Annotated in this window: 11 protein-coding genes; 2 read left to right on the top strand and 9 right to left on the bottom strand. The window is 69.2% G+C overall.

What is annotated here, in order from left to right; all coding sequences use genetic code 11:
- Positions 1-4: 4 nt before the first annotated feature.
- The 3 genes from IMT31_RS14305 to IMT31_RS14295 all read right to left on the bottom strand — a co-directional run bounded on the left by IMT31_RS14305 (position 5) and on the right by IMT31_RS14295 (position 2180).
- Complete coding sequence (locus IMT31_RS14305) at positions 5-433, bottom strand: HIT family protein (RefSeq protein WP_345358886.1); 429 nt, start codon at positions 431-433, stop codon at positions 5-7.
- 125 nt (positions 434-558) lie between these two features.
- On the bottom strand, positions 559-1512 hold the full coding sequence (locus IMT31_RS14300; RefSeq protein ID WP_413543196.1) for a sulfurtransferase: 954 nt from the start codon (positions 1510-1512) through the stop codon (positions 559-561).
- Positions 1500-2180, bottom strand: a complete 681-nt coding sequence (locus IMT31_RS14295; RefSeq protein ID WP_413543195.1) for an MBL fold metallo-hydrolase — start codon at positions 2178-2180, stop codon at positions 1500-1502. The genes IMT31_RS14300 and IMT31_RS14295 overlap by 13 nt, the downstream gene beginning before the upstream one ends.
- Positions 2181-2335: 155 nt before the next feature.
- On the opposite strand from IMT31_RS14295, the gene IMT31_RS14290 reads away from it, so the two are divergent.
- Complete coding sequence (locus IMT31_RS14290; RefSeq protein ID WP_345358877.1) at positions 2336-2740, top strand: Fur family transcriptional regulator; 405 nt, start codon at positions 2336-2338, stop codon at positions 2738-2740.
- Here IMT31_RS14290 and IMT31_RS14285 read toward each other — a convergent pair.
- The 6 genes from IMT31_RS14285 to IMT31_RS14260 all read right to left on the bottom strand — a co-directional run bounded on the left by IMT31_RS14285 (position 2707) and on the right by IMT31_RS14260 (position 9742).
- Positions 2707-3582 (bottom strand): metal ABC transporter ATP-binding protein, encoded by an 876-nt coding sequence (locus IMT31_RS14285; RefSeq protein WP_413543194.1) that lies wholly within the window; start codon positions 3580-3582, stop codon positions 2707-2709. The two genes, IMT31_RS14290 and IMT31_RS14285, sit on opposite strands and share 34 nt — an antisense overlap.
- The gene (locus IMT31_RS14280) at positions 3579-4499 is read right to left on the bottom strand and encodes a metal ABC transporter permease (RefSeq protein ID WP_413543193.1); all 921 of its coding nucleotides are present in this window, start codon (positions 4497-4499) and stop codon (positions 3579-3581) included. Before IMT31_RS14280 ends, IMT31_RS14285 begins: the two co-directional genes overlap by 4 nt.
- A 5-nt stretch (positions 4500-4504) precedes the next feature.
- On the bottom strand, positions 4505-5545 hold the full coding sequence (locus IMT31_RS14275) for a metal ABC transporter solute-binding protein, Zn/Mn family (protein WP_413543192.1): 1041 nt from the start codon (positions 5543-5545) through the stop codon (positions 4505-4507).
- A gap of 137 nt (positions 5546-5682) precedes the next feature.
- A complete protein-coding gene (locus IMT31_RS14270) occupies positions 5683-6753 on the bottom strand; it encodes a hemolysin family protein (protein ID WP_345358865.1) in 1071 nt (356 codons plus the stop codon).
- On the bottom strand, positions 6750-8117 hold the full coding sequence (locus tag IMT31_RS14265) for a hemolysin family protein (protein WP_345358862.1): 1368 nt from the start codon (positions 8115-8117) through the stop codon (positions 6750-6752). Before IMT31_RS14265 ends, IMT31_RS14270 begins: the two co-directional genes overlap by 4 nt.
- Before the next feature lie 188 nt (positions 8118-8305).
- Entirely contained in the window at positions 8306-9742 is a 1437-nt protein-coding gene (locus IMT31_RS14260) for a GuaB1 family IMP dehydrogenase-related protein (RefSeq protein ID WP_345358859.1), read from the bottom strand.
- A 232-nt stretch (positions 9743-9974) separates the two neighbouring features.
- On the opposite strand from IMT31_RS14260, the gene IMT31_RS14255 reads away from it, so the two are divergent.
- Positions 9975-13769 carry a multifunctional oxoglutarate decarboxylase/oxoglutarate dehydrogenase thiamine pyrophosphate-binding subunit/dihydrolipoyllysine-residue succinyltransferase subunit gene (locus IMT31_RS14255; RefSeq protein WP_413543191.1) on the top strand — a complete coding sequence of 1265 codons (3795 nt, stop codon included), beginning with the start codon at positions 9975-9977 and terminating at the stop codon, positions 13767-13769.
- Positions 13770-13799: the final 30 nt, after the last annotated feature.

Genomic DNA, 13799 nt, shown 5'->3' with positions numbered 1-13799 from the left:
GCCCTCAGGACTCGGGCACGAACTCCGCGTGTCCCGCCACCCGGAGCCCGGCGCGGATCCGCTCGGCCGCCTCGTCGAGGTCCTCCGGCTCGGGATGGTTGTCCACCTGGTCCAGGTCGAAGTCCTCCAGGGAATTGGACGGCCAGACGTGCACGTGCAGGTGAGGCACCTCGTAGCCGGCGACCATCAGCCCGGCCCGCCGGGCCCCGAAGGCCTCCACCTGGACCGTGCCGATGGACTGGGCCACCTGCATCAGGTGGGACACCAGCGCAGGCTCGGCCTCCGTCCACAGGTCCACCTCGACGCGCGGCACCACCAGGGTGTGGCCATGGGTCAACGGTCCGATGGCCAGGAACGCCACGCACGTCTCGTCCTTCCAGACGAAGCGGCCGGGCAGTTCCCCGTTGATGATGCGGGTGAAGACGGTGGTCATGGTGACTCCTCCTGGCGGGTGCCGGTCTGATGGGGCTGATGGACCTGACGGGCGTGAGCGGTCCTGCGCGAGTACTGCCTCGATCCTGCCCCGCGGGACCGGCATCGGTCCACGGGGGGCCGGCGTCACGGGCGATCTCCCGTGGCGACGGGCCGGCCCGGGGTGTTCGACCACGCCGACCACGAGCCCGGATACAGTGCCGCCGGGATGCCCGCCACCTGCAGCGCGGCGATCTCGTGCGCGGCGCTCACGCCGGAGCCGCAGTAGGCGCCCACGGCACCGGCAGAGTGCGCGCCCAGCTGCTGGAACCTCTCGCAGAGATCCTCGGCCGGGCGGAAGCGGCCGTGGTGGTCCACGTTGTCCAGGGTCGGGGCGTTGACGGCCCCGGGGATGTGCCCTGCCTGCGGGTCCAGCGGCTCCGACTCCCCGCGGTAGCGTTCCGCGGCCCGAGCGTCCAACAGCAGCCCGTGATGGGGGAGCTCTGCCGCCTCCTCCAGGCCGAGCACCGGCATCTGTCCCCACGTGGTCCGGGCCGTTCCGGGACGGGGGATGACGTCCCCGGCCTGGAGCGGGAGGTTGGCCTCACGCCAGGCGGACAGGCCGCCGTCGAGCAGGTAGACCGACTCCATCCCGGCGTGCCGCAGCAGCCACCAGGCCCGCGCCGCGGAGGTCCCGTGGGCATCGTCGTAGACCACCACCGTGTCCGCGTCGTTGAGGCCGAGCATCCGGACGGTGTCCCCGAACCGGGCCGGATCGGGTAGTGGGTGCCGGCCCTCGCGAGGACCGTCATGGCCGGCGAGTTGGCTGGTCATGCTCACGTACACCGCCCCGGGGATGTGGCCACGCAGGTATTCCTCATGGCCGTTGCCGGCGCCCAACGCCGTCCACCGGACATCGAGGACCTTGAGGGTGTCCGCAGCCGGCGCGGGCTGTGCGGGCACGAAACCCCTGGCCCGCACGTCCCGCACCGGCAGATGCCCCGGCTGGTCCTGCCAGGCGGCGAGCACCGCCACATCGACGAGCACGGGGGTCCGGGTGGCCTCCTTCACGGACGGGGTCTCGCCGATCAGCCGATCCACGTGCCCTCCCCCTCCCCGAGCACCGTCAGCACGGAGTCGTACCGCACGGCGAAGGTCTCGGCGTGCCGGCGGTACATGGGCAGGCCACGGCCGTTGAGCAGCCCGTCATGGACCGGGATGACCTGCCGGGCACGCACCGCGGTGATGAAGTCCAGCATCTCGGACAGCTTGCTCCACGGCGCGCTCAACGGCACCAGCACGGTGTCCGGGGCCGGGCCGGGCGGAACGATGTAACTGTCCCCCGGGTGGTAGACGAGGCCGTCCAGCACATAGCCGGTGTTGGCCACCACGGGGATCTGAGGGTGGATCACGGCGTGCTGACCGCCCACGGTGCGGACGGTGAAGCCCGCCGTCTCGAACTGCTCACCGGGGCCGGTGGCGATGATCCGCGCGGGGTCCAGACCGGCCTCCGCGGCAGCATCCGCCAGTCGGGCCGCTGGTGCGGCCGGTGCCCGCACCGTCACGGTGGGCTCGGCGGCGAGGTGGTCCAGCACGGGTGCCTCGTCCAGGTGGTCGGCGTGCTCATGGGTCACGAGGACGTGCTCGGCTCCCTCGAGGGCCGCGGGGACGTCGGTGAAGCTCCCGGGATCTATCACCAGGCGTCGCCCGGCCTTCTCCAACCTGATACAGGCGTGGCCGAACTTGGTCAGGGCGATCTCGGTAGGCACCGGTCCACTCTATCCCGGACCATGCCGCCACGTCAGGCCCCTGATCGTCCTCGACCGCCCACCGTCCGACGTTCACGGGGCAGCCACGGGGCAGCCACGGGGAAGGGCTGCCCCGACGCCCGGCATCCACGCGTCCCGCTGGTAGTCTCGAGTCGATGAACGCCGGACCCGTGAAAAGCCGCTCCACCCGGCAGAAGACTGCCGTGAACCGGGTCCTGGACGAGCGCGAGGACTTCGTCAGCGCCCAGGAGCTCTTCGCCCTCCTCAAGGACCGCGGCGAACAGGTCTCCCTGGCCACCGTGTACCGCATCCTCCAGCAGCAGCAGCAGGACGGTCTCGTGGACGTGCTCAACCCGGATGACGGCGAATCGCTGTTCCGCCGGTGTGACGCTCAGACCCACCACCACCACCTCATGTGCCGGCGCTGCGGCCGGGCAGTGGAGATCGAGGCCCCTGCGGTGGAGGCCTGGGCGGCCCGCACCGCCCAGGAACACGATTTCACGGCCGTGGAGCACACCGTGGAGATCTACGGGATCTGCCCCGACTGCTCCCGTTCCTGAAGTTCCTCCGCGGTGCAGTCAGGGTCCACCAGCAAGGGCACCTCGTCGCCCGATTCCCCCGGGGACGGCCCAGGGCCGTGCAGGGAGCCCAACCCGTAGACGGCCTCCAGGTTGGCCCTGGTCATGACCTTCTCGGGGGGGCCCGAGGACACCACTCTGCCGTTCACCAGGATCACGTGGTCGGCAGCGCGGGCCTCGTCCAGGTCATGCGTGGTCAGCACCACGGAATGCCCGTGCGTGGTCTCGGCGTGGATGATGCGGTCGATGGTCCGTGCCGAGTTGAGGTCCAACCCCGTCATGGGCTCGTCCAGCATCAGCACCTCGTGGCCCTGAGCCAGCCCCTGGGCCACGTAGACGCGCTGGCGCTGGCCGCCGGAGAGCTCATCGAGGTGGCGGCCTGCCAGGTCATGGACCTTCATCTGTTCCATGGCCTCGGCCACAGCGGACCGGTCGGCCCGGGAGAACGGCCGCAGCCAGCCGGCGGCCGGGTACCGGCCCATGCGCACCACGTCCCGCACCGTCATGGGCGTCCCCACGGGGAAGACCACGGACTGCATCACATAGGAGATCCGCTGCCGGTTCTCGCGCACTGATCCGCCCAGCACCGTCAGGGCGCCCGACGCCGGCTCCAGCACTCCCGCGATCGCCTGCAGCAACGTGGACTTGCCGGAGCCGTTGGGCCCGATGACGGCCGTGACCCCGCCCAGGGGCACTTGGAACGACGAGGCCTCCAGCGCGACCTGGTGGCCGTAGGCCAGCACCAGGTCCCGGGCCTCGACCAGGACGGCCCCTGCGGCGGCGGGGCAGCTGACGGGACTGTTCTCGAAACTGCCGGCACTCATGCGGACACCTGCCCGATCGGAGGGGAAGGTTGGTTCGGGCCCGTCGGCCGGGGCGGTTGCGGCGGTTGCGTCAAAGGACTCGCCCCTGTCCGCGGCCTGCCCCGCGACGAGCGGACACTGCGCACGGTCAGGACGAGGAAGAACAGCACGATCGGCACGAGCGCCATGGTGGCTGATCCGGCCGTTCCGGCGTGGAAGCTCAGGGTGAGGCCGCACCACACGGAGAAGGCCGCGATGGACAGGGACCACACGAACATCTGGGGCACCGTGCGGGAGATCAGCGCGGCGGTGGCCGGAGGCCCCACCAGCAGGCCGAACACGAGCAGCGTACCCACCGCCTGGAAGCTGCCGATCACGGCGGTGGCGATCAGCACCAACAGCAGGCCGTGGGTGAGCTGGGGGTGCATCCCCAGCGACCGGGCCTTGGACGGGGAGAAGGACAGGGCCATCAGTGGCCGGTACAGCACCACGGCGAAGATCACCACGGCCACGGCCATGATGGACTGCACGCGGATGTCCGCCCAGCTGACCCCCAAGGTGTCCCCGAAGAGGATGGCCGTCAGGGATCCCGTGTAGGAGTCGGAGGTCGAGATCATCACCACGCCGAGGGCCATCATGCCCACGAACAGCAGGCCGATCGAGGTGTCCTCCTTGAGCGTGGTCGTACGGTAGACCAGTTGCATCCCGCCCACCATCGCTGTGGCCGCCACCGCGGCGCCGAGGTACGGGGAGAACCCGAACAGCACGGACGCGGTGATCCCGGGGATGATTCCGTGCACGAATGCGTCACCGAAGAAGCTCATCCCGCGCAGCACCAGCCACACCCCGACCACCGAGCACATCAGCGCCGCGATGAGACCACCGACGAGGGCTCGCTGCTGGAATCCCAGCGCGAAGGGCTCGATCATCCACTCCATGCCGTTCAGCCCAAGGCCTCGGCCAGGGTGCGGGCACTGAGCACCATGGCCTCGGCGTAGGTCTCCGCACCCGAGCCCTCGGGCCCGATGGCACCCTCGTAGAGCTCCACGACGGGCACCTCTCCCCCGGTCTCGGCCGAGAGCGCCGTGATGAGCCCGTTGTTGGCTCCGGCCTCCGTGACGAGGGCGTCCGCGCCCTCCTGCTCCATCTGCGCCACCAGGGCGGCCAATTCCCCGGAGGACGGTTCGGCGTCCGTGGAACCTCCCGGGATGACCACTCCGGCGATCTCGAAGTCGTAGGCCTCGGAGAAGTAACCGTAGGCGTCGTGGTCCGTCACGAGCGTCCGGCGGTCCTCCGGGATGGTGGCGAGGATCTCTCGTACCTCCGCGTCAACGCCCTCCAGTTCCCCGGACACCTCGGTGCCGCAGTCCGCGTACTGCTGGTCTCCGGTCGCCTCGGCCAGCTCGTCCCCGATCAGTTCGGCGGCCTGTGCCATCCGGCCGACGTCCATCCAGAAGTGCGGGTCCAGGCTGCCGTGGTCGTGACCCTCATGGCCGCCCTGCTCGGCGTGCTCGCCGTGGCCCTCTTCGCCGTGCTCCTCGTCGCCGTGGGCGCCGAAGGGCAGGGGGTCAACGCCCTCGGCCACCTCCAGGAGTCGCGCTCCGTCCGCGGAGGCGTTGTCCAGGGCGGTCTGCAGGCCGGCCTCCAGCCCGAGCCCGTTGGATACCACCAGTTCGGCGCGGGTGAGGTCGGCGACCTGCCGGGATGAGGCGGAGAAGTCATGCGGGTCGTCGCCGGGGCCCATCACCGTGGCCGAGGAGGCACCGGCACAGGTGGTGACCTGGTCCAGGATGCTGCCCAGCTGTGTGGTGGTGGCCACCGCCACGGGGGCCTGACCACCGTCACCCGCGGCGCCCGCCCCGCCGCTGCCCGAGGACCCGCCCTGGGCGGAGCAGCCCGCCAGGGCCAGTGCTGCCGCGGCAGCCAGGCCGACCAGTGGCGCTCCGCGGCGGCGGACGGCGTGTGAACGGGGGTGACGATCCATGGGGGCCTTCCAGGCGATGAGGCTCGTGCCAACGGCCGATGGCCTCCGAGCTATTGCGAACGGATATCAATCTAACATGATGCGAACCGTTAGCAATAACAGGCCGAGCCACCCCGATGGCGCCGTCCGCGTGGCCCTCAGAGCCCCGGCGCCTTCAACTTCACGGGATTGCTGGACTGCGTCGCATCGTGGATCTCTCCCACCAGCACCTCCAGGACGTCCTCGAGGAACAGCACCCCGACCGTGGTCCCCTCAGCCGAGATGACGCGGGCCACGTGGGATCCGGTGCGCTGCATCAGACTCAGGGCATCCTCGATCTCATCGGAGACGGCCACGTTGGCCATGGAGCGGACCTTCGTCACCGGGACGGGTTCCCGGTAGCGCTCACTCGGCACGGTCATGACGTCCTTCAGGTGCAGGTAGCCCGTGTAGGAGCCATCGGCGTCCTCCAAGACGAACCGGGAGAACCCGGTCCGGCCCACCGCCTTCTCGAAGGCCTTGGGGGCCACGTCGGCCGGCAGCGCGACCACGTCGTCTATCGGGACCATGACGGCGTCGGCCGCGTAGTCGGAGAACTCCAGGGCACCCGAGATCAGGCCCGAGCCGTCGTCCACGAGTCCGGTCCGGGTGGACTCGGCCACGATGGACTGCACCTCCTCCAGGGTGTAGCTCGAGTTGACCTCGTCCTGTGGCTCCACCTTGAAGGCGCGCAGCACCACGTTGGCCGTCCAGTTCAGCGCGACGATCACCGGGTGCAGGAGCTTGTTCAGCCAGACCAGCGGGGTGGCCAGGAGCATGACGGCCTTGTCCGCCATCGAGACCGCGGCGTTCTTCGGCACCATCTCGCCGAAGGTGACGTGCAGGAAGGTGACCACCAGCAGGGCGATGACGAACGCCGAGACGTCCGCGACCGCCGTCGGGATCCCCAAGGACTCCAGCGGGGTGACCAACAGGTGATGGAGGGCCGGCTCGGAGACGTTGAGGATCAGCAGCGAGCACACCGTGATCCCGAGCTGGCACACCGCGAGCATCTGGCTCACGTGCTCCATGGCGAACAGGGCGGTCTTGGCAGGGCCCGAACCGGCCTCGGCCTTCGGTTCGATCTGACTGCGCCGGGCGCCCATCACGGCGAACTCGCCGCCCACGAAGAAGGCGTTGGCGATCAGCAGCACGACCAGCCACACGAGGCCCATGACGTCGTCACTCATCGGGCGGCCTCCCTGGTCTTCAGGTTCTTCTGGTCCTTCAGGTCGTGCGGGGCCGATGAACCCCCGGCCTCCCGGGCCGGTTCGAACTTGACCCGGTCCACCCGTCGGCCGTCCATGCGTTCCACCACGAGGGCGCCGCCGTCCACCTCGAGCACGTCTCCGGGCTCCGCCACACGGCCGAGCATGGCCATGATGTAGCCACCGACCGTGTCATAGGAGCCGTCCTCGGGCACCTTGAGCGTGGGGATCTGGGCTCCGATCTCATCCGGCCGCATCAGGGCCGGGAAGAACCACTTCCCGGAGGCCGTCTGCAGCACGCCCGGCGTGACCCGGTCATGTTCATCCGAGACCTCGCCCACGATCTCCTCCACGAGGTCCTCGAGGGTGACCATGCCGGCGGTTCCGCCGTACTCGTCCACCACCATGGCGACCTGGAGGCTGGCCGCACGCAGCTCGCCGAGCAGCTGGTCCAGGTGCACCGTCTCGGGCACGCGGCCCACATCGGTCATGATGGTGGCCGCCACGAGCTCGGATCGCTTGGCACGCGGCACGGCCACGGCCTTCTTCACGTGCAACACGCCCCGGACGTCGTCCGGGGAGTCGCCGATCACGGGGAACCTCGAGTAGCCGGTGCGCCGGGCGGTCTCGATGACGGAGTCCAAAGACTCGTCCTCCTCGATCGACTCCATCCGGATGCGCGGGGTCATGACATCCGCCGCCGTGCGGTCGGAGAAGCGCAGGGTCCGGTCCACGAAGGCGGCCGTCTTGGCATCCAGGGTGCCCATCTCCGCGGAGCGGCGAACCAGGGAGGAGAGTTCCTCCGGGGTGCGTGAACCGGAGATCTCCTCCTTGGCCTCCATGCCGAACAGGTGCAGCACCCGGTTGGAGAAGCCGTTCAGGATGAAGATCACCGGGCGGAACATCAGGGAGAACACGAGCATGGGGCGGGCCAGTGCCCGGCCGACCTGCATGGACCTGGCGATTGAGAGGTTCTTCGGGATGAGCTCACCGATCAGCATCGAGGCCAGGGTCGCCACCGTCATGGCCACCACGATCGAGACGGTCGTTGCCGTGGCCTCGTTCAGGCCGAGTCCGGACAGCGGTCCGGCGAGCAGCGCCCCGAGCGAGGGCTCCATCAGGTAGCCCGTCAGCAGGGTGGTGAGGGTGATGCCCAGCTGGCAGGCCGAGAGCTGGGTCGAGAGCGACTTGAGGCAGCGGAGCAGGGGCGCGGCGCCCCGGTCCCCCTCGTCCACGAGCCGCTGGACCGTGGGGACGTCCAAGGCGATCATCGAGAACTCGACCGCCACGAAGAAGCCGGTGCCGAAGACCAACAGCAGGCCGACGGCGAGCAGCAGCCATTCCACTCAGCACCCACCCCCCGGGGCGCCGGAACCGGCGGGATCGTTCAGGGAGTACGTACTAGAGGGCTCCGTTCCGACGGCGGCGGCATCCTGCGTGGATCCACGGCGGCGGGTGGTGGCACCAGATCGGTGTCTGTCCATAGTGGCCTCAGTATACTGAACATTCCGGCCTGGCCCACCATGGCCGCCCCTCACCAGGACTGCCGGACCGGCCGCCCCTCCTCGTAACCCGCGGCGGACTGCACGCCGACCACGGCTCGCTCGCGGAACTGCGTCAGGTCGGTGGCCCCGGCGTAGGTCATGGAGGACCGCACACCGGCCGTGACCATGTCCAACAGGTCCTCCACGGAGGGACGCTCCGGGTCGAGGTACATCCGCGACGTGGAGATGCCCTCCTCGAACATGGCCTTGCGGGCCCGCGAGTAGGCATCCTCAGACCTCGTGCGGTTCTGCACGGCCCGGGATGAGGCCATCCCAAAACTCTCCTTGTACTGGCGGCCGTCGGCATCCACCACCAGGTCCCCGGGGGATTCGACGGTGCCGGCGAACCACGAGCCGATCATGACCTGGCTCGCGCCGGCCGCCAGCGCCAGGGCCACGTCCCTCGGGTAGCGGACGCCGCCGTCGGCCCAGACGTGCTTGCCCAGGTCCCGGGCGGCCGCCGCGCAGTCCAGGACCGCGGAGAACTGAGGACGGCCCACGGCCGTCATCATGCGCGTGGTGCACATGGCCCCCGGCCCCACGCCCACCTTGACGATGTCCGCCCCGGCGGCCACCAGCTCGCGCACGCCGGTACCGGAGACCACGTTGCCGGCCACCACGGGCACCGGCAGGTCCAGTGCCTTCACGGCGGCCAGTGCGTCCAGCATCTTCTGCTGGTGGCCGTGAGCGGTGTCCACCACGAGCACGTCCACGCCGTACTCCACGAGGGCGGCGGCCCGGCCGGCCACGTCCCCGTTGATCCCGACGGCGGCGCCCAGCCTCAGCTGTCCCGCACCGTCCAGCGCGGGGTCGAACATCCCCGAGCGCAGTGCGCCGGCCGGGGTCAGGGCGCCCACCAGCGCGGTCCCGGAGAGCACGGGTGCGTAGGGCACCCCAGCGTCGTCCATCCGGACGAAGGCCTCCTGGAGCGAGGGGAACTGCCCGGACTGGAAGGTCAGCGCCGGCTGGCGCAGCACTGAGGCCACGGAGGAGAACCGGTCCACCCCCTCGCAGTCCTCCTGGCGCACGATCCCGGCAAAGGTGCCGTCCCCGCCCACCACGGCCGCCGCCGGATGGTTGCGCTTGCCCAGCAGGTGCAACACGTCCAGCACGGTGTCCGTGGGCTGGACCTTCAGCGGGGTCTCGAAGACCGGGTGACGGCCCTTGACCCACCGCGCCACCTGCTCGATGACCTCCAGCGGAACGTCCTGGGGCAGGATCCCCAGCCCCCCGCGCCGTGCCATCGTCTCCACCATGCGGCGGCCCGTGACGGCGGTCATGTTGGCGGCCACCAGCGGGATGGTGGCTCCGGTGGAGTCATCAGCCGAGATGTCCACGTCCATCCGGCTGGTCACCTCTGACCTCGAGGGGACCAGGAAGACATCGGCATACGTCAGATCGGTGGTGGGCGCAGTGAGGAACTTCATGGGCACATCGTCCCACGGGAGGGGACTCCGATCCCCCGCCGGCCATCCTGACGAGGCCTGCGGCAGCCCCTCTCTCGGCTGCGGGCAGAATATCCGCGTGGCCGTTGGAACCAGACGCCGAAGTATCACTATGCTTGGACGAGGCGCGCCGAGAGACCGGCCCGGAGCGGGGCGCGCAGCAGGGATGCTATCGCCGGTGAAATACACAGACTACGGAAGAGGCGTTACCACCGTGCCAGAACTCACGTCCGACCGGCTTTCCGCGGAATTTCCCGGGAACGAATGGCTCGTCGCGGAAATCTACGACAAGTACAAGGCGGACAGGTCCTCCGTGGATGCCAAGTGGGTTCAGATCTTCGAACGCCTCGAGGCCGACTCCCCGCGCTCCAACGGTGCCACCTCCGTGAAGTCCACGCCTCAGGACTCCGGCAAGCAATCCGGCCAGGCGCCGAAGCCCGCAGCACAGGCCGCTGAGAAGCCGGCTGAGAAGGCCGCGCCGAAGGCAGCCTCCCCTGCACCCTCCCAGCCGGAGCAGGCCTCGGCACCCTCCGCCGCCTCCGCCTCCCCTGCCGTGAAGAAGTCCGGCGCCCCCTCGACCGCCCCGGTGCCCTCCGAGCCGGAGAAGTCCAAGAACAAGAAGCAGGGCAAGGGTTCCTCCGAGCCCGTCGAGGACAAGGTCACACCGTTGCGCGGCATGGCACGGGCAGTGGCCAAGAACATGGACGCCTCCCGGTCCATGCCCACCGCCACCACGGTGCGTGACGTCCCGGCCAAGCTGCTGATCGACAACCGCGTGGTCATCAACAACCACCTCAAGCGCAGCCGCGGCGGCAAGGTCTCCTTCACCCACATCATCGGCTACGCCCTGATCCGTGCCCTGGCCCAGTACCCGGCCATGAACGTGCTGTACCGCGAGGAGAACGGCAAGCCCTCGGCGGTCCAGCCGGCGCACGTGAACTTCGGCCTGGCCGTGGACCTGCCGCAGAAGGACGGTTCGCGCACCCTCGTGGTCCCGAACATCAAGGGCGCCGAATCCCTGAACTTCATCGAGTTCTGGCGCGCCTATGAGGACCTCGTCGCCCGAGCCCGGGACAACAAGCTGGGCCTGGACGACTACGCGAACACCACGGTCTCGCTGACCAACCCGGGCGGCATCGGCACCGTGCACTCCGTGCCCCGGCTGTCCGAGGGCCAGGCGGCCATCATCGGCGTCGGCGCCCTGAACTACCCGGCCGAGTTCCAGGGGGCGTCCGAGAAGACGCTGTCCAAGCTGGCCATCTCCAAGACGATCACGCTGACCTCCACGTATGACCACCGCGTCATCCAGGGGGCCGCGTCCGGCGAGTTCCTCAAGCTCATCCATGGACTGTTGCTGGGCGAGCAGGGCTTCTACGAGGAGATCTTCGAGTCCCTGCGCATCCCGTACGAGCCGGTCCAGTGGAAGCCGGACGTTCAGGTCAACCCCGAAGACCAGATCAACAAGGTCGCCCGCATCCAGCAGATGATCCACTCCTTCCGTGTCCGCGGGCATCTCATCGCGGACGTGGATCCGCTCGAGTACATCATGCGCAAGCACCCGGACCTGGACATCCTGGAGCACGGGCTGACGTTGTGGGACCTGGACCGTGAGTGGCCCACGGGCGGCTTCGGCGGACAGCCGATGCTGCCGCTGCGCAACATCCTCGGCGTCCTGCGGGATGCCTACTGCCGCAACACCGGCGTGGAGTACATGCACATCCAGGACCCGGAGGAGCGCAAGTGGTTCCAGGACGAGCTGGAGCACCCCTACGCCAAGCCGAACCGCGAGGAGCAGCTGCGCATCCTGGGCCGCCTCAACGCGGCCGAGGCGTTCGAGACCTTCCTGCAGACCAAGTTCGTCGGCCAGAAGCGGTTCTCCCTCGAGGGCGGCGAATCGCTCATCGCCCTGCTGGACGGGGTGCTCTCCGGTGCCGCGGATGACGGCCTGGACGAGGTCGCCATCGGCATGGCCCACCGTGGCCGCCTCAACGTCCTGACCAACATCGCGGGCAAGACCTACGCCCAGGTGTTCCGCGAATTCGAGGGCACTGCCGTCCCCGGGTCCGTGGAGGGCTCGGGTGACGTGAAGTACCACCTCGGCACCGAGGGCACCTTCATCTCGGACCGGGGCAACCGCACCAAGGTCTACCTCGCCGCCAACCCCTCCCACCTGGAGGCCGTGGACCCGGTCCTGGAGGGCGTGGTCCGCGCCAAGCAGGACCGTCTGGACCGGGGCGGGGAGTCCGTGAACTCCTACTCCGTGCTGCCCATCCTGGTGCACGGTGACGCGGCCTTCGCCGGCCAGGGCGTGGTCGCGGAGACCCTGAACCTGTCCCAGCTGCGCGGATACCGTACGGGGGGCACCATCCACGTGGTGGTCAACAACCAGGTCGGCTTCACCACCCCGCCCTCCTCCGCCCGCTCCTCGGTCTACGCCACGGACGTGGCCAAGACCATCCAGGCCCCGATCTTCCACGTCAACGGCGACGACCCCGAGTCCGTGGTCCGCGTGGCCCAGCTGGCCTACCAGTACCGGCAGCGGTTCAACAAGGACGTCGTCATCGACATGATCTGCTACCGCCGCCGCGGGCACAACGAGGGCGACGACCCCTCGATGACCCAGCCGCGCATGTACAACCTGATCGAGCAGAAGCGCTCGGTGCGCAAGCTGTACGTGGAGAACCTCGTCGGCCGTGGGGACATCACCCAGGACGAGGCCGATTCCGCGCTGAAGGACTACCAGCAGCGCCTGGAGCGGGTGTTCTCCGAGACCCATGACGCGCAGACCTCTCCGATCCCGGTCATCGGCACGGGCCTGGAGAAGACCACGGATGACGAGGACCGCACGCCGCAGGCCCCGGACGGCACCAGGATCTCGGAGGAGACCCTGCAGCGGGTCGGCCAGGCACACCTGGAGATCCCAGAGGACTTCACCGTCCACCCGAAGCTGAAGGCCCTCCTCGAGAAGCGGGCCAAGATGGTCGTGAACGGAGACATCGACTGGGGCTTCGCCGAGCTGGCCGCCTTCGGCTCGCTCCTCATGGAAGGCGTCCCCGTCCGACTGGCCGGCCAGGACTCCCGCCGCGGCACCTTCGTCCAGCGCCACGCGGTGTTCCACGATCGCGTCACGGCCGATGAGTGGACGCCGATCCGGAACCTCTCCTCCGACCAGGCCAAGTTCTGGGCGTACGACTCGCTGCTCAGCGAGTACGCGGCCATGGGCTTCGAGTACGGATACTCCGTGGAGCGTTCGGATGCCCTGGTGCTCTGGGAGGCCCAGTTCGGGGACTTCGTCAACGGCGCGCAGACGCTGATCGATGAGTTCCTCTCCTCCTCCGAGCAGAAGTGGGGCCAGAACTCCTCGCTCGTGCTGCTCCTGCCGCACGGCTACGAGGGCCAGGGCCCGGACCACTCCTCCGCCCGGATCGAGCGGTTCCTGCAGATGTGTGCTCAGGAGAACATGCGTGTGGCCAATCCCTCCAACGGGGCGAACCACTTCCACCTGCTGCGCGAGCAGGCCTATTCCCGCCCGCGCCGTCCGCTGATCGTCTTCACCCCGAAGCAGCTGCTCCGGCTGAAGGCCGCCGCCTCTTCGGTGGAGGACTTCACCCAGGGCCGTTTCCAGGCGGTCATCCCGGATCAAGAGGTCGGCCAGTCCGTGGACAAGGTGCTGCTGGTCTCAGGCCGGCTGTACTACGACCTGGTGGCGCGCCGCCAGAAGGACGGGGACAGCAAGACCGCCATCATCCGCGTGGAGCAGCTGTACCCGCTCCCCGAGGAGGAGATCGCGGCAGAGCTGGCCAAGTACCCGAACGCCACGGTGGCCTGGGTCCAGGACGAGCCGGCGAACCAGGGTCCCTGGCCCTTCATGGCCCTCAACCTGCTTCCGGCGCTGAACCGGACGGTGACCCTGGTCGCACGGCCTGCCTCGGCCTCCACGTCGGCCGGGTCCAAGGTCCGTCACGACCAGGAGGCCTCCATCCTGTTGGACGAGGCCTTCGGCCGCTGAGGGCACCCGCACCACAGACCGGCACCCGGC

The organism is Citricoccus nitrophenolicus, from assembly GCF_047305825.1.
Lineage (GTDB): Bacteria > Actinomycetota > Actinomycetes > Actinomycetales > Micrococcaceae > Citricoccus > Citricoccus nitrophenolicus.
The sequence above is the reverse complement of the archived record's forward strand: the minus strand, read 5'-3'. Positions and strand labels throughout refer to the sequence as shown.

Coding starts and splice junctions, on each gene's coding strand:
- IMT31_RS14285 (WP_413543194.1), bottom strand. CDS start 3,582: ATGAGTGCCGGCAGTTTCGAGAACAGTCCCGTCAGCTGCCCCGCCGCC.
- IMT31_RS14290 (WP_345358877.1), top strand. CDS start 2,336: ATGAACGCCGGACCCGTGAAAAGCCGCTCCACCCGGCAGAAGACTGCC.
- IMT31_RS14275 (WP_413543192.1), bottom strand. CDS start 5,545: ATGGATCGTCACCCCCGTTCACACGCCGTCCGCCGCCGCGGAGCGCCA.
- IMT31_RS14305 (WP_345358886.1), bottom strand. CDS start 433: ATGACCACCGTCTTCACCCGCATCATCAACGGGGAACTGCCCGGCCGC.
- IMT31_RS14270 (WP_345358865.1), bottom strand. CDS start 6,753: ATGAGTGACGACGTCATGGGCCTCGTGTGGCTGGTCGTGCTGCTGATC.
- IMT31_RS14280 (WP_413543193.1), bottom strand. CDS start 4,499: ATGGAGTGGATGATCGAGCCCTTCGCGCTGGGATTCCAGCAGCGAGCC.
- IMT31_RS14260 (WP_345358859.1), bottom strand. CDS start 9,742: ATGAAGTTCCTCACTGCGCCCACCACCGATCTGACGTATGCCGATGTC.